Source organism: Halolamina salina (assembly GCF_054653455.1).
In genome coordinates this window covers 2,297,192-2,322,084 of sequence record NZ_BAAIGE010000002.1, presented here as the reverse complement: position 1 = coordinate 2,322,084, position 24,893 = coordinate 2,297,192, and the positions used below count along the sequence as shown (strand labels likewise).

The following is a 24,893-nucleotide window of genomic DNA, read 5'->3' as shown; positions in this document are numbered from 1 at the left end:
TGGGCCGGGCGGCGCAAAAACGGTCCGACTCCGGGGCCTCAGTCGTCGTTCCGCAGGTAGCCCACCACTTCGAGCGGCGGCGCCGGGATGCCGCCGCCCTGTGCGAACGTCGGGCTGCCGCCGCCCCCGCCGCCGAACTCGTCGGTCACGTCCTGCACGACCGCGTTGGCGTCGCTGTCGCCGTCGGTCGCGACGACGACGAACGTCTCGCCGGAGGTGCCGGCGACCGCCACGCCATCGATCTCCTCGCCGACGTACTGCTCCAGTTCGCCCTGCAGGTCGTTCGGCGTCGCGCCCTCGACCGCGCCGACGAGCCAGCGCCCGCCGTCGCGCTCCACGGGGTCGAGGTCGTCGAGCCGGTAGGAGAGCAGTTCGGACTTCAGGTCGGCCACCTCCTCGCGGAGTTCGTCGCGTTCGCTCGTCAGTCGGTCGACGGCGCCCGGGATGTCCGGCGGCGCCACGTCGAGGTCCGTCGCGGCCTCGCGGGCCGCGTCGTGGAGTTCGGCGGCGCCGTCGATCGCTTTCGGCCCGACCGCGAACTCCACCCGGGTCGCGCCCTCGCCGGGGTTCGAGCGGTTCAGCACGTGGATCGGGCCGATCTCCTGCGTGTTCGAGACGTGCGTGCCGCCGCAGGCCGCCACGTCCCAGCCCTCGACCGTGACGATGCGCACCTCGTCGGCGTCGGCCATCGCGCCCTCCTCGGTCTTCGTGTTGAACGCCACCTCCTCGCGCTCGCGGGCGGTCTCGGGGCTCTGGTACTCCCACGAGACGGGCAGGGAGTCCCAGACCGCGCGGTTCGCGAGCCGCTCCATCTCGACCATCCGCGCGTCGGTGATCTCGGTGTCGGCGGTGAAGTCGACGCGGACCGTCTCCTCGCCGATGTCGAAGCCGGCGTAGCCCACGTCGTCGAGCACGCGCCGGCCGGCGCCGAACAGCACGTGGCTCGCAGTGTGGGCCCGCTTGCAGTAGGTGCGGAACGTGGCGTCGACGACGCAGTGGACCGTTTCGCCCTTCTCGAGGTCGGGCGCCTCGGCCAGCGTGTGGACGACGCCGTCGGGGGATTTCTGTACGTCGACCACGTCCACGTCGTCGATCACGCCGCGGTCGGCGGGCTGGCCGCCGCCCTCGGGGTAGAAGTACGTCTCGTGGAGCAGTAGCTCGCGGCCGTCGACGGCCGCGACCTCGGTGTCGAAAGAGAGCGTCTCGGGGTTGTCCGGCGCGAGCGTCTGCATGGCTGCGGGAAACAGCCCGGCCAGCAAAAATCCGTGGGCTGCGGCTATCTCCGCGCTCGCAGCCGGGGTGCCTACTCCGACAGTTCGATCCCGAACCGGTCCTCCAGTTTCGCGATCACGCTGCCGCTCACGTCGGCACGGACCGCCCGCCCCTCCTCGACGGCGAGCAGGTCCTCTTCGTCGATCTCCAGTTCGTCGGCGACCTCCTCCGGCGTGAGGCCGGCGTCCTGCCGGGCCTCGGTGGCCAGGTCGCCGTAGTCGGAGACGAGGTACGGGAGGCTGTCCTCGTCGTACTCGGTCCCCTCGACCCACTCGGTGTCGGGCTCGTTCGAGTCCATTAGCTTCGCGGTGTTCTGGGCGGCGCGTTTCTTGCGGTTCGTGCGCTCGCCGTCCCGCGTCCCGCCCTCCTGCTCGCGTTTCTTCTCGTCCTTGTGGCGGTTGGCGCCCATCGGCTCGCAGTCCGAACAGACGAGCAGCTCCGCGCCCGCGACGTTGGCTTTCCGGAGCGACGACGACTCCGTCCCGCAGAGCTCACACGCGTCGCCGTCGTCGCCGCCGCCACCGCTCCCGGTCGAGTACTTGGCCATGCGCCGGCTACGTGCCGGGCCGACATTAATTCGTGGTCGTCGGGCGGGTCATCTCCCCCGTCAGCCGACCAGCGCCGGCCCCGCGGTGACGAGCGCCACCCCGAGCACGATCAGCGCCGCGCCGACGACGACGCCGCGGGTCACCCGTTCGAGGTCACCGAGCAGAACGTACGCGAACGCGGTGGTGAAAAGCGGCGCCGTCGCCGCCAGCGGGTCGACGATCGCAACCGTCCCCTGCGGGTGGCCGAGCGCCGCGAATAGCGACAGCAGCGCGAACGCGGTGATTGTCCCGCTGCCCGCGAAGTACGCCCACGTCTCCCGGGGCGCGTCGCGGAACTCACCCAGCCGCCCGCGGGCGGCCGCGTAGCCCGCGAGCACGGCGAGTGCGGCCAACTCGTTGATTGCGACCGCCTCCAGCGAGGTCACGCCCGAACTGGTCAGCCCGTAGCGCCGGAGCACGTTCCCGATCGCGAAACAGACCGCCGCCCCGACCGGGAACAGCAGTTCGTACGGTTCCCAGCCGCCGATGTCGCCGCCTTTCCCGAGCGCGAGCGCGGCGAGGCCAACGACGAGCACGACGACGCCGACGGCGGTGGTCAGGGCCGCCGGCTCGCCGAGGAAGCCGACCGCGAGCAGCGTCGCGAACAGCGGGCGGGCGGAGACGCCGGCGCTGTTGACGCTCGCACCCACGCGGTCGACGCCCGCGAACGTCGCGAGGCGGCCGAGCGCGGTGCCGAACACGCCGGCGACGACGAACACGCCGACCGTCTCGACCGACAGCCCGGCGAACGCGTTCCCGCCCCGGAGCGCGGCGAGCGCGAGGAGATAGAGTCCGCTGTCGACGATCACGACGACCAGCGACGCCTGCAGCGAGGTGCCGCCGGCGGCCATCCCGCGCTTGGAGAGCACCGGCGAGAACCCCCACAGCAGCGCCGGCACCAGCGCGAGCGCGTACACGACCGGCGGCGCGGCGAGCGCGTCTGCCATCGTCGACTCCTCCGTCGCCCGCGACAAGGACCCGTCGGTCGCGGCAGGGTGTGGGTTCCCGTGACGCCCGTCACGTCGTCGCGTACCGACGGGATTATGCGCCCCACGCTCCCGAGTTCCTCTAGGCGATGAAACTACACGAGTATCAGGCCAAGGAGGTGTTCGCCGACGCCGGCATCCCGGTGCCGGAGTCCCGGCTCGCTTCCTCGGTCGACGAGGTCGTCGAGGCCGTGGGGGAGATCGGCTTCCCCGCCGCGATCAAGGCACAGGTCCACGTCGGCGGCCGCGGGAAGGCCGGCGGCATCGAGATCGTCACGAGCGAGGACGAGGCCCGCGAGGCCGCCGAGTCGATCCTCGGGATGGACCTCAAGGGCTACACCGTCGAGCGCGTGCTCGTGGAGGCCGGCGTCGACTTCGTGGACGAACTGTACGTCGGCGTCACGATGGACCGATCCGCCGGCGAGCCGGTCGCGATGGTCTCGACGGAAGGCGGCGTCGACATCGAGCAGGTCGCCGAGGAGACCCCCGAGGCGATCGCCCGCGAACACGTCGACCCCGCCTTCGGCATGCACCCCTACGAGTCCCGGAAGGTCGTGTACGAGGCCGGCGTCGACCGAGAGTTCGCCGGCGAGGTCGCGTCGATCCTGCGGACGCTGTTCGACCTCTACGAGAGCTCCGACGCCTCCGAGATCGAGGTCAACCCCGTGATGATCACGGCCGACGACGACGTGATCGCCGCCGACGCCGTGATGAACATCGACGAGGACGCGCTGTTCCGCCAGCCCGAACTCGCCGAGATGGAGGAGGACAGCTACGAGGACGACTTAGAGCGTAAGGCCGGCGAGTACGGCTTCGACTACGTCCGACTCTCGGGCAACGTCGGCATCATCGGCAACGGCGCCGGCCTCGTGATGACGACGCTCGACCTCGTGGACTACTACGGCGGCACGCCCGCGAACTTCCTCGACATCGGCGGCGGCGCCAAGGCCGAGCGCGTCACGAACGCGCTGGACATGGTGTTCTCCGACGAGAACGTCGATTCGGTCGTGTTCAACATCTTCGGCGGGATCACCCGCGGCGACGAGGTCGCCAAGGGGATCAACGAGGCGCTGGAGCAGTTCGACGAGATCCCCAAGCCGGTGACGGTCCGGCTGGCCGGGACCAACGCCGAGGAGGGCATGGAGATCCTGAACACCGACCTCGTGACGGTCGAGAAGACGCTGGAGTCGGCGGTCCAGCGTGCGGTTGCTGACGCCGAGGAGGTGAACGAATGAGCATTCTCGTCGACGACGACACGCGCGTGGTGGTACAGGGAATCACCGGCGGGGAGGGGAACTTCCACGCCGAGCAGATGATCGAGTACGGCACCAACGTGGTCGCCGGCGCCGTCCCCGGCAAGGGTGGCCAGACCTCGGCTGGCGTCCCCGTCTACGACACCGTGGAGGAGGCGGCGATCGAGGAGGACGCCGACGCCTCCGTGATCTTCGTCCCGCCGGCCTTTGCCGGCGACGCCATCTTCGAGGCGCTCGACGCCCCCGTCGATCTCGCGGTCGCGATCACTGAGGGCGTCCCCACGCAGGACATGGCGAAGGTGAACAAGCGCCTCTCGGAGGTCGACACCCGCCTGATCGGCCCGAACTGTCCGGGCATCATCACCCCCGGCGAGGCCAAGCTCGGCATCCTGCCGGGCAACATCTTCGCGGAGGGGAAGGTCGGCCTCGTCTCCCGCTCGGGCACCCTGACGTATCAGGTCGTGGACAACCTCACCCAGCGCGGGATCGGGCAGAGCACCGCCGTCGGGATCGGCGGCGACCCGATCATCGGCACCTCGTTCATCGACGCGCTCGAACTGTTCGAGCAGGACGACGAAACCGAGGCGGTCGTGATGTGCGGCGAGATCGGCGGCGAGGACGAGGAGCAGGCCGCGGAGTTCATCGCCGAGAACATGGAGACGCCGGTCGCCGGCTTCATCGCCGGCCGCACGGCGCCGCCGGGCAAGCGGATGGGTCACGCCGGCGCCATCGTCTCCGGCAGCGGCACCGGCACCGCCGAGAGCAAGATCGACGCGCTCAACGACGCGGGCGTCCCCGTCGGCGACACCCCCGAGGAGGTCGCCGACCACGTCGAGAGCTTCCTGTAGGCTACTCGTCGTCGGCCGCGCCGCCGAGCGCGGACGGCGCTTCGCTCCCGACGCCGACCCGCGACTCTTCCGGCTCCCCGACCGTCGCCCCGAGCACCGAGGAGACGCCGCGGCGGAGCCGCTCGGAGAGCGCCTGTTCGGAGATGTCGAACCGATCGGCCAGCCTCTCCAGATCCGTCTCGCGAGGCACCTCGAAGTAGCCCGCCCGGAGCGCCTCCTGTAACGCCTCGGCCTGTTTCTCGGAGAGCCCGTACTCGCTGCCGCCGCCGTCGTCGGCGTCGTGGGCGCGCAGCAGGTCGACGGTGAACCCGTTCTCCCGGAGGCGGCTGATGTACTCCGTCAGCGCCTCACGGTTCGGGAGCCGCACTTCGAGCACCGCGCCGTCGACGGTCGTCTCGATCGAGAGCCGCGAGGCGCCGGTCTCCCGGTCGATCGGGGCGGGGTTGGTAGTGATCTCACGGTTGACGGTCACCCGGTAGAGCCGTCGGTCGCCGCGGTCGTCGATACACTCGTGCTCGCCGATCGTCGGGTCGTCGGGCAGCGCCGCCTCGAACGCCTCGAAGTCCCCGCCCGAGGCCCACACGAACAGCATGGGGTCGGAAGTCCGGTCGGCGGCGGTCGCCCACTCCCGTTTCAGGGTCATCTCGGGCGCCGCCTCCAGCGACGGCCGCAGCACCAGCTGCGCGTCGGCCAGACGGAGTTCGGCGATGAGGCTCACAGTTTTCGCTTCGGCGGCCTGTTACTAAGGTTATGGGGCGAAACGAAAAGGGGTGGACGGGAAGGGGGTCACACCCCAGTGTCAGAGGCAGCCCATCCGGCGTAGGACGCCGGTGGACACTCAACAGTTCGACGCGACCGGGGGTAGTCCTTTGGCTTGTGTGATCCGGGTTTTATAAACTATACCGGTCGACCCCGGCTCACGTGTGCCGGTCCGTTCGGTGCCGGGGTCGCTCGCCGTCGCCGAGTTCGCCGATCGTCGACTCCAACACCGCGGCGACGCCGCGGCGGAGCCGCTCGGAGAGCGCCTGTTCGGAGATGTCGAACTGCTCGGCCAGCGTTCCGAGGTCGGTCCGGCGGGGAGTCTCGAAGTAGCCCGCCTCCAGCGCCGCGCCGAGCGCCTCGATCTGCTTCGTCGAGAGGTCGTACCGCTCGTGTTCGTCGTCGGCGGGGTACGCCCGGAGCAGTTCCACCGCGTAGCCGTGGTCGCGGCAGCGGGCGATGTACGACGCCAGCGACTCGTGATCGGGGAGCCGCTCGGTGACGACCGCGTAGTTCGCGCCGGTCACCATCCTGAGCTGCGAGGCGCTGGTGCGCCGGTGTAACACGCCCGGATCGATGAGGTCGGCCGTGTCGTCGAGCACCACCTCGTACAGCCGTCGGTCGCCGCCGTCCTCGATCGGCTCGAACTCCCGTACCGTGGGGTCGTCGGGCAGCGCCGCCTCGAACGCGTCGAACTCCCCGCCCCACGCCCAGAGGAACGCGACGGGTCCGGCCGGGGCGGAGACGCTGTACTCGGTCTCGGCGCGCATCCCCGGGGCCGCCCCGAGCGCCCGGCTCAGTGCGAACGGCTCGCCGGAGATCCGGAGTTCGGCGATCAGGCTCATGCCCGTCCGTTCGACGCCCCGTCACAAAGGTGGTGGGACGGATCCGTGGCGAGCAGGCCCGACCGCCCGCGCCCTTCCGATCACGGCCTCACTCGAACAGCGACCCCAGCGCCGACAGTTCGACGCGGTCGGCGTCGGCCTCACCGTCGGCGCCGCCGAACCCGCGCCCGGTCGCCACCAGCGCGACCGTGTCGCCGTCGTCCAGCACGCCGCTCTCCCGGAGGGGCGAGAGCGCGGCCAGCGTCGTCGCGGAGGCGGGCTCGACCGCCAGCCCCGCGCTCGCGAACCGCTCGCCCGCCCGCTCGATGGCGTCGTCGTCGACTGCGACGACCGCGCCGTCGGTCGCCCGTGCCGCCGCCAGCGCCCGGGTCCCGCTCGGCGGGTCGGCGTTGGCGATGGAGTACGCGATCGTCTCGCCCCCCTCGACGGGGGTGACGGCCTCGTCGCCGCGCGCGAACGCCTCGGCGATGGGCGCACACGCGGCCGCCTGCACGAAGCAGAGCTTCGGCGCCGAGTTGAGCAGCCCCGCGGCGGTCAGCGTCCGGACCGCCTGCCACGCACCGCTGGCGTGGCCGCCGCTGCTGACCGGGAGAACGAGCGCGTCGGGTGCCGGCGACTGTCGGCCGGCACCGGAGAAGTCCGAGTCGATATTCTCGTGTTCGCGCTGGAACTGCGCCAGCACTTCCAGCGCCGTCGTCGCCTGCCCCGCCACCCGCCACGGGGCGTCGCTGTTCAGGAACCGCACGCCCGCCTCCCGGCCGGCGTCGATCGCCTCGTAGTAGAGCCGCCCGTAGTCGCCGTCGACGCGCACCAGCCGCGGGTCGTAGCGCGCGATCGCGGCCAGCCGCTCGTCGGCGATGTCCGCGGGCACGAGCACGGTGCAGTCCATCCCCGCGGCGGCCGCGTGGGCGGCGACGCTCTCGGCCATGTTGCCGTGTGAGACGGTACCGATCCGGGCCTCGCCGCGGTCGCGCATGGCGGCGACGCCGAACGCCGTCCCGCGGTCCTTGAAGCTCCCGGTGGGGTTCAGCCCCTCGTGTTTGACGTGGACGGTGACGCCCTCGGCGTCGAGCGACTCGGCGCGGAGCAGCGGCGTTCCGCCGGCCGCGGTCGGCAGCCCCGCCGACGGCTCGGGCCGGTCGACGCCGAGCAGCGGCAGGACGTCCCACATCGACTCGACGCGGTCGGGCCAGGAGTCGGGCACCGACTCGGGGTCGGTGTCGAGCCAGAGCGGTTCGCCGCAGTCACACCGGACCCGGCGCTCGTCGTCGGTTCGGCTCCCGCACTGCCAGCAGACGCGAGACATGGCGGGAGGTCGGCGTGGCGCGTCCAAGAAGGAACCGACCGGCGCGCCCAGACTGCTGGGAGAGCGGCTTATTTATACCGGGCGGCCGGAGATCGCCCCATGCCGACGGCCCCGCTGAGCGAGCTGGTCCCGCTCGACGCGGGCGATCGCCGTATCGACGTGCTCGTCGTCGACGACGACGCCCAGGTCGCCGAGATGACGGCGACGTTTCTCGAACGGGAGCTGGCGGACGCTCGGACGACGACGCTGACGGACCCGGCGGCGGCGGTCCCGACGCTCCGGGAGGAGCGTCTCGACTGTATCGTGAGCGACTTCGACATGCCGCCGTTGTCGGGGCTCGAACTGCTGGAGCGGGTTCGTGGCGCGGGGATCGAGATCCCGTTCGTGCTGTTCACGAGCAAGGGCAGCGAGGAGATCGCCAGCCGCGCCATCTCCGCCGGCGTCGACGAGTACCTCCAGAAGGGCGGGCCGGAGACGTACTCGGTGCTCGCAAACGCCGTCGAGAACCTCGTCGAGAAACACCGAGCCGAACAGGAGGTCCGACAGGGGTACCGCGCGCTCGAGGCCGCCGAGGAGGGGATCGGAATCATCGACGAGGACGGTATCTATCGCTACGTCAACCGGGCGTACGCCGCGATCTACGACCGCGACAGGACCGAGCTGATCGGCGAGCACTGGGAGCTGCTCTACCCCGACGACGAGGCCCAGCGCTTCCACGAGGAGATCCTGCCCCAACTCGAACGGGAGGGGTCGTGGCGGGGGCTCTCGACCGGGCTCACGAGCGCCGGCGAGCGCGTCCCGGAACGGCTCGTGTTGACCCGGATGGAGGGCGGCGGCCACGTCTGTATCGTCGAGGAGGCCAGCCGCGGCCAGCGGGTCGAGGCGCTGTTCAAGCTCTCGCCGGACATCGTCGTCGTCCACGACGCCGACGGCGTCCTGCTGGACGTGAACCGCCGGGCCTGCGAGGAGCTCGGCTACGAGCGCGACGAGCTCGTCGGGATGTCGGTCTGGGAGGTCGACGCGACCGCCGACCCCGAGCGCGCCAAGTCGTTCTGGCAGGAGCTTCCGATCGACACCCCCCGGCGGTTCGAGGGCCGACTCGAACGCGCCGACGGCTCGACGTTCCCCGTCGAGGTACACCTGATCCGGCGGACGGTGAACGGCGAGGACCGCTTCGTTGCCATCGACCGCGACATCACCGAACGCAAGGCCCGCGAGGAGGAGCTGCTCCGCAAGAACGAGCGCTTAGAGGAGTTCTCGAGCGTCGTGAGCCACGACCTCCGGAACCCCCTGCAGGTCGCACAGGGGCGGCTCGAACTGCTCGCCGAGGAGGTCGACAGCGAGCATATCCCGGACATCCGTCGCGCGCTCGACCGGATGGGGACGCTGATCGACGACCTGCTCGCGATCGCACAGGAGGGAACGGACGCGATGGAGTTCGAGCCGGTCGCCGTCGAGTCGATCGCCCGCGAGGCGTGGGCCACCGTCGAGACCGGCGACGCCTCGCTGGTCGTCGAAGAGGATCGCCGTGTCGAGGCCGATCGGGACCAGCTCCGTCAGCTGTTCGAGAACCTGTTCCGGAACAGCGCGGAACACGCCGGTCCCGACTGCACGGTGACGGTCGGCCCGCTCCCGGACGGTTTCTTCGTCGCCGACGACGGTCCCGGCGTGCCCGTGGACGAACGCGAGACGGTGTTCGATCCGGGCTACTCCACCAACCCCCGGGGGACCGGGTTCGGACTGAACATCGTCCGGAGCGTCGCCGACGCCCACGGCTGGACGGTTTCGCTGACGGCGAGCGAGGACGGCGGCGCCCGCTTCGAGATCACGGGCGTCGCGTAGCGATCAGCGCCCGCCCCGGACCGCCACGAGCACCGGCACGTCGACGCTCCGGAGCACCTTCGACGCGACGCTCCCGAGCAGCGCCCGCTTCAGGTCCCCGCGGCCGTGCGAGCCCATCACGACCGCGTCGACGTCGTTCTCCTCGACGTACGTCTCGATCACGCCGGCGGCGCCCGACGTGGTGGTCTGTTCCACGATGGTCCGCACGTCGGCCTCGGCGTACTCGGCGCTGATCTCGTCGGCCACCTGGTGGACGGCCTCCTCGCCCCGCCGTTCGAGGCGCTCGACGAACCCGGGCTGGAGGCCGCCGGCGTCGAACGCCCCGCCGGCCTCGGCGAGGTCGACGACGTTCAGCACGTCCACCGTGCCGTCGTCGATCCGGGCGAGCTCGGCGGCGTGGGGCAGCGCCAACGCCGCGTTCTCGCTCCCGTCGGTCGGCAGCAGGAGGCGGTCGACCGCGAACGACTCGGCCGCGTCGGGGACGACGAGTACCGGGGTCTCGCTGTGGTGGAGCACTTGCTCGGTCACGCCGCCGAGCAGCCGCCGCTTCACGCCGGAGATCCCCTGCCGGCCGACGACGACGAGGTCGGCGTCGGCGGCGTGTTCGGTCAGCTGCGTCGCCGGGTCGCCCTCCGTCAGTTCGTCCTCGATGGGGTGGCCGACCTCGTCGGCGATCCTCTCGACCTCCGCCAGCACGGCCGCTCGCTCCCGGCGGAGTTCGGTCTCCTCGTCGGAGCCGGCGGCGAGGTCGAGCGCGCTCCCCTCGACGACGTGGAGCGCGGTCACCGACGCGTCGACGTGCGACGCGAGTTCGAGGGCGTACCGCGCCGCTCGCTCGGACTCCTCGCTACCGTCGACGCCGATCAGGATCTGATCGTACATACACCGGGGTTCAGCGGCCTGCCCCTTACCGTTGCCGCCACGGGCGAGGGCGGGCGATCGCTACTCCCGGATCGCGCGCCGTCGCTCCGCCACCAGGTCGAACGCGTCTTCGGTGTCGCCCAGTACGAGCAGCGCGTAGTAGCGCAGGTACGTCTGGACCGGGACGGCGACCACCAGCGAGAGGGCGACGATCGCTGCGAGGAACAGCACGACGACGAGGAGGAGCACGGCGCCGCCGACGATCTCCGACACCGAGAGGAGCGCCGCGCCGGCGACCCCGATGGCGACCAGCGGGATCGCGAGCACCACCGTGCCGATCCCGGTGACGACGCCGACGAGGATCCCGACCGCGATCGAGAGCACGATCCGCAGGGCGGCGTAGGCGAGATACTCCTTCCACTGCCCGACCATCGTGGGCCAGAACCGCTTCCACGCGCCGAGGACGGTCCGGTCCTCCGCCACCATCACCGGGACGACGAACTGGGTCGTGAAGCCGGTGAGCAGCCCGCTGCCCACCGCGACGACGAGCGCGACGCCGATCGCGAGCAGGAGGACGGCCACCGAGAACTGCCCGCCGGTGAACAGCGGCCAGAGCGCGGCGACGACCGCGCCGCCGGCGACCGCCAGCGAGAGGAGTCCGACGACCAGCCGGAAGCCGAACAGCCGCGCGCCCTGCCGCCAGCGGTCGCCCCAGTACTCGCGGATCGACACGCGCTCGCGGCGGAGCGACTCGACGAACACGAACTCCATCACCGCGCCGACCAGCCCCAACACGAGCCCGAGCAGCAGTACCGCGCCGACGATCGCGCCGACGATCGCCCACTCGGTCGGGGTGAGCGAGTTGACGATCTCCGAGTAGCTCGGCAGCTGTCCCGGTTCGCCCGGGCTTCCGGTCGGCGGCGTCCCCCCGCTGAACTGGACGGGGTTGACCGTGCCGGTGCCGCCGAGGAAGAACACCACGACGGCGAGCTTGAGCCAGCGGCCGAGGTCGAACGGCCAGAGGAACGACCGGGTGGCGTCGATGGCGTCGTCCACGTCCTCGAGGGCGGACAGCGTCATCGGTCACCTCCCGCCGGGCCGGAGTCGTAACACGGTGCTCGGGGACCACACTGGAGGGACATACGCGCACCTGTCGGTTCGCACCGAAATATAGCTTCGCACGGCGTGTACGGATGGCCACACGGGGGTCGGAATCCATCTCTGCTCGACGCAGTCGGCCCACGCGTCAGAGTATCGCGACGCCGTTCACCCCGAGGCCGCTGTTCGCGTTCCTGTTCGTCGTCGCGCTGATGCCCGCGGTCTGGCTCGGCCGTCGACGACAGCCCTGAAAAGGGGGTCGCCGGAGCTACGGGAGTCTCGTTGATCGACGACGCGGAGAAAGTGGGTCGGCCAAGATTTGAACTTGGGGCCTGCTCCGTGTGAAGGAGCCGTCATAACCGGACTAGACCACCGACCCTTCACCACGAACAACGCCGAGGGCGGACTTAAGCGTACTGTCTCACTCCTCCCGGCCCTTCCGGAAGGCGGTCACTCGCTCGCGGGCGTTCTCGATCGCCTCGCGGGCCTCGCCCTCGGCGCGCTGCTCCAGATCCTTCAGGTCGGACTGCAGTTTCTCCAGTCGACTCGGCTCCGGCTCCTTCTCGTTCCCCGTCAGTTCTCGAACCCGTTCCTCCAGCGGCTCCAGTTCCTCCTCGACGCCGGCTTTGGCGTGCTCGACTGCCCGACCCAGGTAGTAGCGTGCGTCCTCGAAGTGCTCGGCCATACGACTATGTCGCTCTCGAAAGGTCAAAAGCCTTGAGGCCGGCTCAGTACGTCGGCGACTCCTCGGGGACGCCGTCGCGTTGGTTCACGAGCCGTGCGGCGGTGAACAGGTAGTCCGAGAGCCGGTTCAGGTAGCGGATCGCCTCGGCGTTGACTTCCTCGCCGTCCTGTTCGGCCAGCGCGACCGCGCGCCGCTCGGCGCGGCGCGTGACCGCGCGGGCCTGGTGGAGGCGCGCGCCGGCGTCGCCGCCGCCGGGGAGGATGAAGGAGGTGAGCGGCTCCAGTTCCTCGTCGGCCTCGTCGATCCAGTCCTCCAGTTGCTCGACGTCCTCGGGACCGATCTGGGGGTCGTCCTCGCCGGTGTCGGGGTTGGCGAACTCCGCCTGGACGACGTGGAGGCAGTTCTGGACGCCTTTGAGCTGTTCGTCCACGTCGTCGTACCCCGTCGGGCGCACGCGGCCGACGAGCGCGTTGGCCTCGTCGACGGTGCCGTAGGCTTCGATTCGGTGGCTGGTCTTCGAGACGCGTTCGGCGTTGCCGAGGTCGGTCTGCCCCTCGTCGCCGCGGCCGGTGTAGACGGTCACGCGAGGGTCTGCTCCACGTACTCGACGATGTTCGCGCTCTCGGCCATGGTGACGCCGTGTTCCTCGTCGACGAGGACGGGCACCGCGCGCTGATTGCTCACGCGGGCGACCTCGTCGCGCTCGGAGTGGAGCGCGTCGACCCAGATCGTGTCGTACTCGACGCCCGCTTCCTCGAGGGCGTCGTGGGCTTTCTCACACCACGGGCAGCCGTCCAGTGCGTACAGCGTGACGGACATGGGCGGGGGTTGGGTTCGGCGTGGGAAGTAGCTTGTTACGGCGGTGGCTGATGGCGTGTCTGTTCATCGAGTTGACGAAGGAAGTGCGTCAACCGTAACCGTGGACGCGAGCCGAGATTCCGGTGTTCCGACCGCGAACAGCAACAACACTCGGTGCTAGACCACTTGCGACCGCAACCGCCCCGCACAGCCCACACACCTCCCCAACCGATTCGCTCGTTCGCTTCGCTCACTCGCTCATCCCTCGCGCTCGGCTCGCGCACGGAGGCGCTCGCGCTTCGCGCCGACAGCCACAGCGGTGCGGTAGCGGTGGACGCCTCGCGGCCGCCAGCGGTCGGCGGCCGCGGGGGGAGGGGTGGGATTCGGCGCTGTGCCGGGCCTCGTGCCCGGCACACTGCGGTCACAAGTGGTCTAGCATCGAGATGCCGTCGAGGTCGCTGTTCCAGTTGCCAACGAACGAGATGCGGTCGCAGTCGCGTAATAACCCCTCGAACCGAACAATTCGACCATACCCACGGTACCGATGGAAGAAACGATATCTTCAACACGCTCACGACCGAACTCCACAGCCATGAGCCTCGAAGCCGAACACGAGTGTCCGGAGTGTGGGGAGACCCAGACGTTCTGGAAGGTCGCGGCGATGAACCTCCACCTGGGGAAGAAGACCAAGTGGCAGTGTGAGGAGTGCGACTACGGCTTCATCGAGATCGACGGGATCAGCACCGCACAGCCCGCCTGAACCCCTGCCGATCAGTTTCCGTCCGATCCCTTCTCCGCGCTACTCCTCCTCCAGCGCCTGCCACGAGAGCCGCGGGTTCCGCGCGGCGCTGGTCTGGTCGATCCGCCGGGCAGTCGTCCGACTCGGCGCCTCGTGGCGCTCTTCCTCGGTCGACCCCAGCGCGGCGTCGAACGCCGCAGCCAGATCGTCGAGCGACTGCTTGCTCTCGATCTCGGTCGGCTCGGTCAGCATCGCCTCGGGCACCATCTCCGGCCAGTTCGTCGTCGGCGGGTGGACGCCGAAGTCGAGCATGCGCTTGGCCACGTCGGCGGCCTCGGCGTCGCCGGCCGTCGCCGCGAACTCGTGGTGGAACGGCTCGTACGGCACCTCCAAGTCGATCTGCTCGGCGAGGTAGTTCGCGTTCAGCACCGACTTCGCGCTGGCGTCGCGCAGCCCTTCGTCACCCAGTCGGGCGATGTAGGCGTACGCCTTCACGAGCACGAGCCAGTTCCCCTGGAAGCCGTGAACCTTCCCGATCGCCTCGTCGGTCTCCGTCAGTTCGTAGCCCGAGTCGGTCTCCTCGACTCGGGGGTTCGGGAGGTACGGCTCCAGCTCCTCGGTGACGCCGACGGGGCCGGCGCCCGGCCCGCCGCCGCCGTGGGGCGTCGCGAACGTCTTGTGGACGTTGTAGTGCATGATGTCGAACCCCATATCCCCCGGCCGCGCCCGGCCGAGCAGGGCGTTGAGGTTCGCGCCGTCGTAGTAGAGCAGGCCGCCGGCGTCGTGGACCACGTCCGCGATGTCCTCGATGTCGCGCTCGAACAGCCCCACCGTGTTGGGGTTGGTGAGCATCAGCGCCGCCGTGTCCTCGGACACTGCGGCCTCCAGCGCCTCCATGTCCACCCGGCCGCCCTCGTCGGAGGGGAGTTCGACCACGTCGTAGCCCGCCAGCGCCGCCGTCGCGAAGTTGGTTCCGTGGGCGGAACTCGGGATCAGCACCTCGCTGCGGTCCTCGCCGTTCGCGCGGTGGTACGCCCGGGCGATCGCGATTCCGGTGAACTCACCCGCCGCGCCGGCGGGCGGCTGGAGCGTCACGGCGTCCATCCCGCCGATGCGGGCGAGGTAGTCCTGCAGCCCCGCGAGCAGGCCGAGCGTCCCCTGAATCGAGTCGGCCGAGCGGTCGGGGTGGACCGCCGCGTTGGGGTCGGCGGCCACGTCCTCGGTCACTGGGGGGTTGTACTTCATCGTACACGAGCCGAGCGGATACGGTCCCGACTCGATGCTCCAGTTCATCTGGGAGAGCCGGGTGTAGTGCCGCGCGACCTCCGGCTCCTCGGGGTTGGGCAGCGTGAGTTCGTCCCGGGTCAGGTCGTCCGGCAGCGCGTCGCTGGGCTTGACGGTGTCGCTCCGCTTCTCCGAGAGGAGCGGCTCGTTCTCGTCGTCGCCGACCGCGTACGTCGCTTGGTCGTACGTTCGTCCCGGCTCCCGATCGCTCGTGCCGTCCAGTCCGTTGCCGCTCATGCCGCCACCTCCTCGAACGCCGCGACGAGGTCGTCCGCCGCGTGGGCGTTGGCGTCGGTGATACAGACCTGCAGCCGGTGCTCGCCGATCACGTGGACCGCGAACCCCTCTTCTTCGAGGTCGTCGGCGACGGCTTTCGCGGGCTGATCGGTGCCGACGACGAACTCACGGAAGTGGTGGCGATCGTCGACTGGCGCGCGGAGGCCGGTGATCTCGTCGATGTCGGCGGCCAGATCGCGGGCGAGCGTCACGCAGTCCTCCGCGAGGTCGACGAGACCGTCGGCACCGAGATACGCCGCGTGCATCGCGGCCCGGAGCGCGACCCACGCCTGATTCGTACAGATGTTCGAGGTGGCACGCTCCTTCCGGATGTGCTGCTCGCGGGTCTGCAGCGTCAGCGTGTACGCTCGGGTGCCCGACTCGTCCTCGCTGGCGCCGACGAGCCGGCCCGGCACCTGCCGGAGGAACTCCTCGTCACAGGCGAACAGGCCAAGCCCCATCCCGTAGGCGGCGGGGAGGCCGAGCACGCCGGCCTCGCCGACGACCACGTCGGCGCCGACGCTGGCTGGCTCTTCGAGTATCGACAGCGCGACCGGGTCGGAGCCGAGACAGAAGATCGCGCCCGCCTCGTCGGCGATCTCGCCGATCTCGGCGAGGTTCGGCTCGATACAGCCCCGGACGGTCGGCGTCTCGGCGTAGACGAACAGCGTCTCCTCGTCCACCGCGTCGGCGAGCGCGTCGATATCGGCGGTTCCCTGGTCCGAGGGGTACTCCTCGATCCGTAGGTCCGCGCCGTCGACGTAGTTCGCGAGCACGGAGCGTTTCCCCGCCCGCAGTTGCTCGGGGACGAGCACGACTTCGCCGTCGGCGCTCCGGACGCGCTCGGCGAGCAGCGCGGCCTCGCCCAGCGCGGTCGCGGCGTCGTACATCGAGCAGTTGGCGATCCCCAGCCCCGTCAGCTCCACGAGCATCGACTGGTACTCGAACAGCGCCTGCAGGAACCCCTGCGTGATCTCGGGCTGGTACTGCGTGTAGGAGGTCAGGAACTCCGAGCGCTTCGAGAGGCTGTCGACGACGCTCGGCACGTAGTGCTCGTAGTGGCCGCGGCCGAGGAACTCCGTCAGGTCGTCGTTCCGGCCGAGGAGGCCGGAGAGCTCTCGGCGGAGTTCCTGCTCGCTGCGCGCGTCGATGCCGAACTCGCCGTCGAACGCGACGGGCTCGGGGATGTCGAACAGTTCGGCCTCGTCCTCGGCGCCGACGGCGTCCAGCATCGCCGCCGTCTCGGCCTCGGTGTGGGGGGCGTACGGGCTTCCGCTCATCGTCCCCCTCCGTGGCGAGACAGGCTCCGTCCGTGGTGAGAACTGCCGTGGCTCATGGTCGAAACCGTGGCACTTCGGGGACAAAGACGTGCCGACTCCGGCGCGCGACTGGGGGTGACTGTGCAGGGTCGTGCCGGCGAAACGTCAGTTCCCGACGCTCCCGCCCGATTCGAAGCTCGCGACGTTCACGACGACGAACAGCACCAACAGCGCGGCGCCGCCGAAGACGAGCGCAGTGTTCCGTTGCTGGCCGGGCGTGAGGTCGAACCGATCGGCGGCCCACGGCGTGGCGACAACGCCCGAGAGCAGCAGGCACAGCCCCGAGAGCGCGAGCCACGCGCCGCCCAGCGGCGACGCGCCGACCGCGAGCGCGCCGTAGCCGAGCAGGACGACGCCGAGGGCGGCGACGACGACGGGGACGAACCCGACCGATCGCTGGCTGGATCTGGTACGCACGGCTGTTCTCTGGCTCGCTCGGCGGATAGCTATTGCGGGCGTCGGGATGCGAAGAAAACGGTCGTTGCCGGCGGTTCAGGCGATCTGTGCTTCGTACTCCTCGGCGTCCATCAGCTCCTCGAACTCCGACTCGTCGCTGGGCTCGACCTCCAGCAGCCAGCCGTCGCCGTAGGGGTCCTCGTTGACCAGTTCGGGCTGGTCGTGGAGGTCCTCGTTCACGGCGACGACCTCGCCGGAGATCGGCGCGTAGAGATCCGACACCGCCTTGATCGACTCGACGACGCCGAACGCCTCGTCGTGGCTGATCTCGTCGCCCTCGTCGGGCAGTTCCACGAACACCACGTCGCCGAGTTCGTCCTGCGCGAAGTCGGAGATGCCGATTCGGGTGGGCTCGTCGGTGGTGACCCACTCGTGCGATGCGAGGTAGTTCCGGTCGTCGGGTACGTCGAAGCTCATTGGTCGATGAAGGGGGGTGTGGTGACTGCCGCTCGTTTCTCCTCGCCGCGGATCACGACGTGCACCTCGGTGCCGTCCTCGGCCAGTTCCGTGGGCAGGTAGCCAAGCGCGATCGGCTCCTCCAGCGTGGGACTCATCGTCCCGCTGGTGACCTCGCCGACGGTCTCGCCGTCGTGGGTGATCTCGTAGCCGTGGCGGGCGACGCCGCGCTCCTGCAGCGTGAGCCCGGTGAACGTCTCGTCGATCCCCGACTCGTTCTGGGCCGCCAGCGCGTCGCGGCCGACGAACTCGGTGTCGAGGTCGACGGTGAAGCCGATCCCGGCCTCGTAGGGCGTCCGGGGGTTCTCCTCGGGGTGGAAGTCCTGCCCGGAGAGGAGCAGGCCGGCCTCCATCCGGAGCGTGTCCCGCGAGCCGAGCCCGCAGGGCTGGCAGTCGAACGCCGCCCAGACCGTCTCGGCGTCGGAGGTGTCACAGAGGATCTCCACGCCGTCCTCGCCGGTGTAGCCCGTACGGGCCACCAGACAGTCGACGCCGGCGACGGTCGCCTCCGTCGCCGTGAACCGCGAGAGGTCGGCGATCTCGTCGCTCTCCTCGGCCAGCGGGGCGTCGATCGAGTCGACCGCCTCGCTCGTGAGTCCGATCGCGTCGGGGCCTTGGACCGCGAACATCGCCCAGTCCTCGGTCTCGTTCTCGACCGTGGCGTCGAGGTCGTGTTCGTCGCGGTAGTCGACCCAGCGCGCCTCGGCCTCCTCGTCGTGGCCGGCGTTGGGGACGAACAGGAACCCGCCGTCGGGCAGGCGGTAGATCATCGTGTCGTCCTGGATGATCCCGTCCTCGTCGGTGATGCAGGTGTACTGGGCGTCGCCCGCGCCCATGGCGGACACGTCGTTGGTCGTGAGCCGTTGCATCAGTGTCTCGGCGTCGGGACCCTCGACGCGGATCTCCCCCATGTGGGAGACGTCGAAGATCCCGGCGGCCTCCCGGACGGCGGCGTGTTCGGCCCGGATGGAGTCGAACTCCACGGGCATCTCCCAGCCGCCGAAGTCGGTGAACCCCGCGCCGCGGTCCTCGTGGACCCCGTACAGCGGTGGTCGCCGTGTGGCCATAGAGGCTGTGCCGGTGGCGGGAAGTAATGTCTTGCCATCCGCCGCCTGCGGTCCCAAAGGCTAACTGCCACACGGTCCAGAAAGCCCGTGTGCCAGCGCTCGTCGAACTGTTCCGGCTCGGGCAAGTCGTCGTGCTGTCGGCGACGCTACCGTTCACCGCCGTCGCCGCGCGCGGCTTCCGCGGGACGCCGTTCGGACGGGTCGTCCGCCCGCTCGTCCCGATCACCGTCGCGTACCTCGCGATCGCGGCGACCAAGGTGGTCGCCCCCGCCGCGGCGACCACCGCCAGCCGCGCCTTCGGCACGCTCGCCGTCGTCCTGATGGCGTGGACCGCGCTGCAGGCGATCCTGCTCCTGAGCGGGCGGAGGGCGCTATGACCAGCCACGCCCTGTTGACGGTCCAGACCGTCGTGCTGGTCACGATCTCGTTGGCGATCCTCTACCCGGTCGTCGCCTACTCCCGGTCGGTGCTGCACACCGAGGCTATCGTGGCGCTGGCGGCGTCGACGCTCGTGTTCACGGTCGGATCGCTGGTCGAACAGGCGCTTGGACGCCCGGTCGCCGCCGAGGGGATCTACTTCCTCTCGTGTCTCGCGCTCGCGCTGGCCGTCTGGCTGTTCGCGCGGGAGTTCGTCCGCCCCGGGGAGACGGGGTTCGGGACGGACGACGACACGACGCCGAGCCGCGCGTCCGGGTTCGGCGACGCCCACGACACGACCGGGGGCGGGTTCGCGGCTGCCACGGAGGAGGACGATGGCGAGTAGCGAGTACGGCAGCCCCGCCGACCCGGAGTTCGATCTCGCGCCCGGCGAGGCGGCGTTGGCCCGACTTTCGAGCCGGATGTCGGCGGTCGAGCACCTGCCCCCGGCCGCCTACGAGAACCTGCTCGTCGTCACCGTCGACGCGCCCGGACGCGTCGAGGAGGCGGTCAGGGCCGGCGGCGGCGATCCCGCGGACGTCGGGATCGTCCCGGTGTCGGCGTCGCCGGTGCGCTACGGCGGCCCCTGTTGGGTCGCCGAGCGGGTGTCGCCGTCGGACTTGACGGGGATCAGCATCCAGTTCTCCCGCGGCGAGCGCTACCTGCGCGAGGGAGCGGGCTGGGTCGTCGTCGACGGGCTGGGGACGCTGTTGATGTACAACGAGGAGGGGAAGCTCTACCGCCTGTTCTCCCACCTCGTCGGCCGCGCCCGGGAGCGACAGTTCCGGCACGTCACCGGCGTCGATCCGGGGGTGCTCACCTCGGAGACGCTCGCGCGCTTCCAGGGACTCCACGACCGATCGATCGAACTCGACTGATCGGCCGAACCGCGTCCACGGCGCCTCCCGGCCCGTTCCAAGAGGTTTATACCGCTCACCCGGGAATCCGCAAGCATGGCGAAAGAGCAGAAGCAGGTGCGTGAACTGCAGGAGGGGAGCTACGTGATGATGGACGACGCCCCCTGCGAGATCAACCACTACAGCACGGCCAAGCCGGGCAAGCACGGCAGCGCGAAGGCCCGCGTCGAGGGCGAGGGCGTGTTCGACGGGAAGAAGCGGAGCCTCTCCCAGCCCGTCGACGCGAAGATCTGGGTCCCGATCGTCGAGCGCAAGGGCGGGCAGGTCGTCTCCGTCGAGGGCAACGACGCCCAGATCATGGACCTCGACACCTACGAGACGTTCACGATGCGCGTCCCCGAGGACGAGGAGCTCGAGCCGGACGACGAGATCGAGTACCTCGAGTACGAGGGCCAGCGGAAGATCGTGTGATGGGGTTCCCCGGCGCCGTCGCCGAGCGCGAGCACGCCGACTACGCGGTCGTCGGCGCCCCGCTCGACGTCTCGACGACGTTCCAGCCGGGAGCCCGGTTCGGCCCGGAACAGATCCGGCGGTTCGCCGCGTCCTACGACGACTACGACCGCCGCACCGACCAGCAGTTCTCCGAGTTGGGCGTCCACGACGCCGGCGACGTGCGGGCGTGGGACGACGCCCCCGAGTACCTCGAGTTCCTCGGCGGCAGCCTCGCCGATCTCGTTCGCGACGACGTGACGCCGCTGCTGCTCGGCGGCGAGCACACGGTCACCGCCGCGGGCGTCCGCGCGACCGACCCCGACGTGCTGGTCGTCCTCGACGCCCACCTCGACCTCCGCGAGGCGTACGACGGCAATCCGTGGAGCCACGCGGCCGTCACGCGACGCGCGCTCGACGGCGACCCCGAGGACGAACCGCTCGCGACGATCGACGGGATCGCTGACCGTGCGGTGATCCTCGGTGCCCGCACCGGCTCCGAGGCCGAGTGGGAGCGCGCCGAGCGCGACGACGTGACGGTCGTGCCGCCCGAAGACGTGAGCGAGTGGACGCCCGACCTCGCTGAGGAGTCGGTCTACCTCTCGGTGGACATCGACGCCGCGGACCCCTCGGTCGCACCCGGGACGGGGACGATGGAGCCGTTCGGGCTTTCAGCGCGGGAGATTCGGGACGTGGTTCGGCAGGTCGCACCGAACGCCGTCGGCTTCGACGCCGTCGAGGTGAACGACCGCGACGACGGACAGGCCGCGGCGTTGGCGGGCAAACTGCTCAAGGAGTTCGTCTTCGCCCACGCCGACCCGGACCACTAAGTTCTCGGCCCGCCGCTCTCGACGTGAATGCGCGTCACCCTCCTCGGCACCGGCGACACCACCGGCACCCCGACGGTCGGCTGTGACTGTGCGACCTGTGAGCGCGCCCGCGAGCGCGGGGTCGAGCGCTCGCGGTTCTCGGTCCACGTCGAGAACGAGCGTACCGGCGAGTGTCTCCTAATCGACGCTTCGCCCGATTTCCGCTCGCAGTTCGAGGCCACGGGCGCGGCCCTCCCCGACGCCGCCGTCGTCACCCACATCCACTTCGATCACCTCGACGGACTGGGGAACTTCTATCGCCTGCTCGACGATCTGCCCGTCCACGCCGCCAGCGAGGTCGACCCGTTCACCGGCGAGAGCGTCGCCGACTCGATCCGGGAGCGCTACGACTACCTCGACGTGGTCGAGGTCTTCGGACAGGAGCCTTTCTCCACCTTCTCGGTCTGCGGGTTCGAACTCACGCTCGTTCCCGTCGAACACCCCCCGATGGCGTGCTACGGGCTGGCCGTCGAGGACCCGGAGACGGGCGCAAAGCTCTCGCTGTCGGGCGACACGAGCTACGACATCCCCGAGGAGAGTCGCGACGCGCTCCGGGACCCGGATCTCCTGCTGGCCGACGCGATCGTGCCGGCGTCGCTGGCGCCGAAACACCCCATGGGCGGCTCGGACTTCGTGGACGACGTGCCGATGACGTTCGGTACGAAGCACATGACCCGCGAGGGGGCGATCCAACTCGGCGAGGACCTGAACGCCGACGAAACGCGGCTCGTCCACCTCGCGCACTACTACCCGCCCGAGGAGGCGTTCGAGGAGCCGCTGGCCGTCGACGGCGAGGTGTACGAACTGTGAACGACCGTTAGAACTGATCCAGTCCCGCCTGCTCGCGGCCGACGCCCGAGGGATCGCGGACCCAGTGGCTCCGCTCGTCGCGCAGTTCGTCGGGATCGACCGCCGGCTCCTCCCCGGGTTCGTACCCCGGACAGTCGGCGCCGCAGTCCATCGACGGCGCGACCGGGCGGTCGTGGAACGAGCAGTACGGAACGCCCGCCTCCGTCGCCGAGCACCGCGTACAGCCCGGGAACGATTCGGGCCGCCACCCCTTCCCCCACGCGCGCTCGGCGATCCGGCGGCGCTGGCGGGCCTTCGCGTCGGCGTCGACGATCGCTACGTCGGTCCGGAGCGGTTCTTCGGCGCGGAGTTCGACGCCCGGCTCGTCGACGGGAAGCGGCGACGCCTCGCGGATCGTCTCACGCTCGCCCGTCTCGGGGTCAAATCGCCAGACGCCCACGGGGTCGGGGATTCGGTTCAGGTGGGCGCCGGTGACGTAGCTCTCGGTCGCGAGCCACACCTCGTCGAACAGCGCGAGTTCGACGTCGAACCGGAGTTGGAAGTCGAGGTCGCCCGGGCGGCCGAGATCGGGCTTGTTCTCGACCCCGACGAGTCGGTCGATCCAGTCGGGGTAGCGCGCCGTCTGTCGGACGTACGTGCGCCCGCCGCGGCGCTCGCGCTCGAAGAAGCCCAGTTCGGCGGCACGCTCGGCGATGGCCGCGGCGCGTTCGGGGCCGCAGTCGAGCGCCTCGGTGACGGGCACCGCCTCGCCGGCGCCGACCTCGCCCTCGATCGCGAGCGGGGGGATCGTCTCGCTGGTGACGGCGGCGCGGTCCGTCACCGCGTCGGTGGGGACGATGCCGACGGTGTCCATCACGCGGGCGCCGGGGGTCTCGACGGCGGCGCCCAGTTGGCGGGCGACGATCCAGTCGGTCGCGGCTTCGAGGCGGGCCGACAGCGCGAGTTCGAAGGCGACCTCCACGGACGGCCGTGGGCGGGCGGCGGACAAAAGCGCGTCTCTCCGACCGACGCGGCCGCCGCGAGGCCCGGAGAACAGCACCTTTATCAGTCGCTCGGGGTGAATTTAGGGTAGAATTCCTCTCAGGAGGTCATATGGTGACGGAGAACTCAACACAACCGGAGGTGAACATCGGACTGGTCGGCCACGTCGACCACGGGAAGACCACGCTCGTGCAGGCGCTGAGCGGTTCGTGGACCGACAAGCACAGCGAGGAGATGAAGCGGGGTATCTCCATCCGACTGGGGTACGCCGACGCGACGCTGCGTCGGTGCCCCGAGGAGGAGAAGCCCGAGTGCTACACGGTCGAGGAGCACTGCGACGAGCACGACGTCGACACCGAGATCGTCCGCGACGTGTCGTTCGTCGACGCGCCGGGGCACGAAACCCTGATGGCGACGATGCTCGCCGGCGCGGCGATCATGGACGGCGCCGTCTTGGTGGTCAGCGCCACCGAGGACGTGCCCCAGGCCCAGACCGAGGAGCACCTCATGGCGCTGGACATCATCGGCATCGAGAACGTCGTCATCGCCCAGAACAAGGTCGACCTGGTCGACGGCGAACGGGCGCGAGAGAACTACCGGCAGATTCAGGAGTTCGTCGAGGGCACCGTCGCCGAGGACGCGCCGGTCGTCCCGATCAGCGCCCAGCAGGAGGTCAACATCGACCTGCTGATCGACGCGATCGAGCGCGAGATCCCGACGCCCGAGCGCGACCCCACCGCCGACTCCCGGATGTTAGTGGCACGGAGCTTCGACATCAACAAGCCGGGGACGACCGCCGACTCGCTGCTCGGCGGCGTCGTCGGTGGCTCGCTCGCACAGGGCACTCTGCGCGAGGACGACGAGATCGAACTCCGCCCCGGCCGCGAGGTCGAGGAGGGCGGCGAGAGCGAGTGGCGGCCCATGACGACCACCGTGCGCTCGATCCAGGCCGGCGGCAACCCCGTCGAGGAGGCGACGCCGGGCGGCCTGCTCGGCGTCGGTACCGGGCTCGACCCCTCCTACACGAAGGGCGACGCGCTCGCGGGGCAGGTCGCCGGCGAACCCGGCACGCTCCCCCCGACCGTCGAGGGGTTCGAGATGGACGTCGAACTGCTCGACCGCGTCGTCGGCGAGGACGAGGAGGAGGTCGAGGAGATCTCGACGGGCGAGCCGCTGATGCTCACCGTCGGCACCGCCACCACCGTCGGCGCCGTCACCAGCGCCCGCGGCGGCGAGTGTGAGGTGTCGCTCAAGCGCCCCGTCTGTGCGGAGGCCGGGGCGAAGATCGCGATCAACCGCCGCGTGGGCGCGCGCTGGCGGCTCATCGGCATCGGCACCCTGAAGGAATGAGGACGACGGCGGTGCTGGACACCAACGCCCTGATGATGCCGGTCGAACTCGACGTGCGCGTGTTCGACGAACTCGACCGGCTGCTCGGGGAGTACGAGGCTGTCACCCCCCGAGCGGTCGTCGCGGAGCTGGAGAAACTCCGCGACGGCAACGGGAAGGAAGGCACCGCCGCTGCGGTCGGCCGCGATCTGGCCGACCGCTGTCGGATCGTGGAGACGGAGGAACCGTACGCGGACGACGCCGTCGTCGCGGCCGCGAAAGCGGCCGACGGCGACGTGTACGCGGTGACCAACGACCGCCCGCTTCGCGATCGCCTGCTCGACGCGGGCGTTGACGTAATCGGTTTAAGGGGGCGGAACACACTGGAGATAACTGAAACCTAG

29 protein-coding genes and 1 tRNA gene are annotated in these 24,893 nt (G+C 70.2%); 12 read left to right on the top strand and 18 right to left on the bottom strand.

The window, feature by feature from the left end:
• Nucleotides 1–38: 38 nt before the first annotated feature.
• The 3 genes from ACYQZ5_RS12445 to ACYQZ5_RS12435 all read right to left on the bottom strand — a co-directional run bounded on the left by ACYQZ5_RS12445 (nt 39) and on the right by ACYQZ5_RS12435 (nt 2,806).
• On the bottom strand, nt 39–1,232 hold the full coding sequence (locus tag ACYQZ5_RS12445) for an alanine--tRNA ligase-related protein (RefSeq protein WP_459846356.1): 1,194 nt from the start codon (nt 1,230–1,232) through the stop codon (nt 39–41).
• 71 nt (nt 1,233–1,303) lie between these two features.
• The gene (locus ACYQZ5_RS12440; RefSeq protein ID WP_379732600.1) at nt 1,304–1,819 is read right to left on the bottom strand and encodes a helix-turn-helix domain-containing protein; all 516 of its coding nucleotides are present in this window, start codon (nt 1,817–1,819) and stop codon (nt 1,304–1,306) included.
• A gap of 60 nt (nt 1,820–1,879) precedes the next feature.
• Nucleotides 1,880–2,806 (bottom strand): DMT family transporter, encoded by a 927-nt coding sequence (locus ACYQZ5_RS12435; protein WP_379817969.1) that lies wholly within the window; start codon nt 2,804–2,806, stop codon nt 1,880–1,882.
• 128 nt (nt 2,807–2,934) lie between these two features.
• On the opposite strand from ACYQZ5_RS12435, the gene sucC reads away from it, so the two are divergent.
• Together sucC and sucD are read left to right on the top strand one after the other, a co-directional pair.
• Nucleotides 2,935–4,080, top strand: coding sequence for an ADP-forming succinate--CoA ligase subunit beta (gene sucC, locus ACYQZ5_RS12430; protein ID WP_379732533.1), 1,146 nt, complete (start codon nt 2,935–2,937; stop codon nt 4,078–4,080).
• Nucleotides 4,077–4,946, top strand: coding sequence for a succinate--CoA ligase subunit alpha (gene sucD, locus ACYQZ5_RS12425; protein ID WP_459846354.1), 870 nt, complete (start codon nt 4,077–4,079; stop codon nt 4,944–4,946). Before sucC ends, sucD begins: the two co-directional genes overlap by 4 nt.
• A gap of 1 nt (nt 4,947) precedes the next feature.
• Here sucD and ACYQZ5_RS12420 read toward each other — a convergent pair whose 3' ends face one another.
• From ACYQZ5_RS12420 to ACYQZ5_RS12410, 3 genes are all read right to left on the bottom strand, one after another.
• Nucleotides 4,948–5,664, bottom strand: coding sequence for a helix-turn-helix domain-containing protein (locus tag ACYQZ5_RS12420; protein WP_379817971.1), 717 nt, complete (start codon nt 5,662–5,664; stop codon nt 4,948–4,950).
• A gap of 199 nt (nt 5,665–5,863) precedes the next feature.
• Entirely contained in the window at nt 5,864–6,550 is a 687-nt protein-coding gene (locus tag ACYQZ5_RS12415; protein WP_379732662.1) for a helix-turn-helix domain-containing protein, read from the bottom strand.
• Nucleotides 6,551–6,638: 88 nt separating this feature from the next.
• Complete coding sequence (locus ACYQZ5_RS12410; RefSeq protein ID WP_459846351.1) at nt 6,639–7,856, bottom strand: threonine synthase; 1,218 nt, start codon at nt 7,854–7,856, stop codon at nt 6,639–6,641.
• Nucleotides 7,857–7,955: 99 nt separating this feature from the next.
• On the opposite strand from ACYQZ5_RS12410, the gene ACYQZ5_RS12405 reads away from it, so the two are divergent.
• The gene (locus ACYQZ5_RS12405) at nt 7,956–9,698 is read left to right on the top strand and encodes a PAS domain S-box protein (protein WP_379732493.1); all 1,743 of its coding nucleotides are present in this window, start codon (nt 7,956–7,958) and stop codon (nt 9,696–9,698) included.
• Nucleotides 9,699–9,701: 3 nt separating this feature from the next.
• Here ACYQZ5_RS12405 and ACYQZ5_RS12400 read toward each other — a convergent pair whose 3' ends face one another.
• The 6 genes from ACYQZ5_RS12400 to ACYQZ5_RS12375 form a co-directional block, all read right to left on the bottom strand.
• Entirely contained in the window at nt 9,702–10,580 is an 879-nt protein-coding gene (locus ACYQZ5_RS12400) for a universal stress protein (RefSeq protein ID WP_459846349.1), read from the bottom strand.
• 60 nt (nt 10,581–10,640) lie between these two features.
• Nucleotides 10,641–11,639 (bottom strand): DUF7544 domain-containing protein, encoded by a 999-nt coding sequence (locus tag ACYQZ5_RS12395; RefSeq protein WP_459846347.1) that lies wholly within the window; start codon nt 11,637–11,639, stop codon nt 10,641–10,643.
• Between the two features lie 322 nt (nt 11,640–11,961).
• Nucleotides 11,962–12,036: transfer RNA gene (locus tag ACYQZ5_RS12390), tRNA-Val, on the bottom strand.
• Between the two features lie 42 nt (nt 12,037–12,078).
• Entirely contained in the window at nt 12,079–12,342 is a 264-nt protein-coding gene (locus tag ACYQZ5_RS12385) for a DUF7553 family protein (RefSeq protein WP_379732864.1), read from the bottom strand.
• Between the two features lie 43 nt (nt 12,343–12,385).
• Nucleotides 12,386–12,925, bottom strand: coding sequence for a cob(I)yrinic acid a,c-diamide adenosyltransferase (locus ACYQZ5_RS12380; protein WP_379818428.1), 540 nt, complete (start codon nt 12,923–12,925; stop codon nt 12,386–12,388).
• On the bottom strand, nt 12,922–13,161 hold the full coding sequence (locus tag ACYQZ5_RS12375; protein ID WP_379733117.1) for a glutaredoxin family protein: 240 nt from the start codon (nt 13,159–13,161) through the stop codon (nt 12,922–12,924). Before ACYQZ5_RS12375 ends, ACYQZ5_RS12380 begins: the two co-directional genes overlap by 4 nt.
• Before the next feature lie 571 nt (nt 13,162–13,732).
• Here ACYQZ5_RS12375 and ACYQZ5_RS12370 point away from each other — a divergent pair.
• A complete protein-coding gene (locus tag ACYQZ5_RS12370; RefSeq protein ID WP_379732144.1) occupies nt 13,733–13,900 on the top strand; it encodes a DUF7838 family putative zinc beta-ribbon protein in 168 nt (55 codons plus the stop codon).
• 39 nt (nt 13,901–13,939) lie between these two features.
• Here the strand turns inward: ACYQZ5_RS12370 and gcvPB are convergent, their stop codons facing one another.
• The 5 genes from gcvPB to gcvT form a co-directional block, all read right to left on the bottom strand.
• Nucleotides 13,940–15,400: an aminomethyl-transferring glycine dehydrogenase subunit GcvPB gene (gene gcvPB / locus ACYQZ5_RS12365; RefSeq protein WP_379732146.1), complete on the bottom strand. Its 1,461-nt coding sequence runs from the start codon at nt 15,398–15,400 to the stop codon at nt 13,940–13,942.
• Nucleotides 15,397–16,719 carry an aminomethyl-transferring glycine dehydrogenase subunit GcvPA gene (gcvPA, locus tag ACYQZ5_RS12360; protein WP_379732147.1) on the bottom strand — a complete coding sequence of 441 codons (1,323 nt, stop codon included), beginning with the start codon at nt 16,717–16,719 and terminating at the stop codon, nt 15,397–15,399. The genes gcvPB and gcvPA overlap by 4 nt, the downstream gene beginning before the upstream one ends.
• Before the next feature lie 144 nt (nt 16,720–16,863).
• Complete coding sequence (locus ACYQZ5_RS12355; protein ID WP_379818429.1) at nt 16,864–17,175, bottom strand: hypothetical protein; 312 nt, start codon at nt 17,173–17,175, stop codon at nt 16,864–16,866.
• 75 nt (nt 17,176–17,250) lie between these two features.
• The gene (gcvH, locus tag ACYQZ5_RS12350; protein WP_379732607.1) at nt 17,251–17,631 is read right to left on the bottom strand and encodes a glycine cleavage system protein GcvH; all 381 of its coding nucleotides are present in this window, start codon (nt 17,629–17,631) and stop codon (nt 17,251–17,253) included.
• A complete protein-coding gene (gene gcvT / locus ACYQZ5_RS12345; RefSeq protein WP_379732608.1) occupies nt 17,628–18,737 on the bottom strand; it encodes a glycine cleavage system aminomethyltransferase GcvT in 1,110 nt (369 codons plus the stop codon). Before gcvT ends, gcvH begins: the two co-directional genes overlap by 4 nt.
• A gap of 89 nt (nt 18,738–18,826) precedes the next feature.
• On the opposite strand from gcvT, the gene ACYQZ5_RS12340 reads away from it, so the two are divergent.
• The 6 genes from ACYQZ5_RS12340 (at nt 18,827) to ACYQZ5_RS12315 (ending at nt 22,179) form a co-directional block, all read left to right on the top strand.
• Entirely contained in the window at nt 18,827–19,114 is a 288-nt protein-coding gene (locus tag ACYQZ5_RS12340; protein ID WP_459846343.1) for a hypothetical protein, read from the top strand.
• Nucleotides 19,111–19,500 (top strand): hypothetical protein, encoded by a 390-nt coding sequence (locus tag ACYQZ5_RS12335; protein WP_379733312.1) that lies wholly within the window; start codon nt 19,111–19,113, stop codon nt 19,498–19,500. The genes ACYQZ5_RS12340 and ACYQZ5_RS12335 overlap by 4 nt, the downstream gene beginning before the upstream one ends.
• Nucleotides 19,490–20,032 (top strand): DUF7504 family protein, encoded by a 543-nt coding sequence (locus ACYQZ5_RS12330; RefSeq protein ID WP_459846341.1) that lies wholly within the window; start codon nt 19,490–19,492, stop codon nt 20,030–20,032. The genes ACYQZ5_RS12335 and ACYQZ5_RS12330 overlap by 11 nt, the downstream gene beginning before the upstream one ends.
• A 75-nt stretch (nt 20,033–20,107) precedes the next feature.
• A complete protein-coding gene (locus ACYQZ5_RS12325) occupies nt 20,108–20,482 on the top strand; it encodes a translation initiation factor IF-5A (RefSeq protein ID WP_379732985.1) in 375 nt (124 codons plus the stop codon).
• Entirely contained in the window at nt 20,482–21,330 is an 849-nt protein-coding gene (locus ACYQZ5_RS12320) for an arginase family protein (protein ID WP_379818486.1), read from the top strand. The genes ACYQZ5_RS12325 and ACYQZ5_RS12320 overlap by 1 nt, the downstream gene beginning before the upstream one ends.
• A 27-nt stretch (nt 21,331–21,357) precedes the next feature.
• Nucleotides 21,358–22,179 carry an MBL fold metallo-hydrolase gene (locus tag ACYQZ5_RS12315; protein ID WP_379732705.1) on the top strand — a complete coding sequence of 274 codons (822 nt, stop codon included), beginning with the start codon at nt 21,358–21,360 and terminating at the stop codon, nt 22,177–22,179.
• A gap of 7 nt (nt 22,180–22,186) precedes the next feature.
• On the opposite strand, the gene ACYQZ5_RS12310 is transcribed toward ACYQZ5_RS12315, so the two are convergent.
• Nucleotides 22,187–23,140 carry a DUF5787 family protein gene (locus tag ACYQZ5_RS12310; RefSeq protein ID WP_379818485.1) on the bottom strand — a complete coding sequence of 318 codons (954 nt, stop codon included), beginning with the start codon at nt 23,138–23,140 and terminating at the stop codon, nt 22,187–22,189.
• Nucleotides 23,141–23,271: 131 nt separating this feature from the next.
• Here ACYQZ5_RS12310 and ACYQZ5_RS12305 point away from each other — a divergent pair, with 131 nt between their 5' ends.
• Together ACYQZ5_RS12305 and ACYQZ5_RS12300 are read left to right on the top strand one after the other, a co-directional pair.
• Nucleotides 23,272–24,510 carry a translation initiation factor IF-2 subunit gamma gene (locus ACYQZ5_RS12305; protein ID WP_459846338.1) on the top strand — a complete coding sequence of 413 codons (1,239 nt, stop codon included), beginning with the start codon at nt 23,272–23,274 and terminating at the stop codon, nt 24,508–24,510.
• Nucleotides 24,507–24,893 (top strand): PIN domain-containing protein, encoded by a 387-nt coding sequence (locus ACYQZ5_RS12300; protein ID WP_459846336.1) that lies wholly within the window; start codon nt 24,507–24,509, stop codon nt 24,891–24,893. Before ACYQZ5_RS12305 ends, ACYQZ5_RS12300 begins: the two co-directional genes overlap by 4 nt.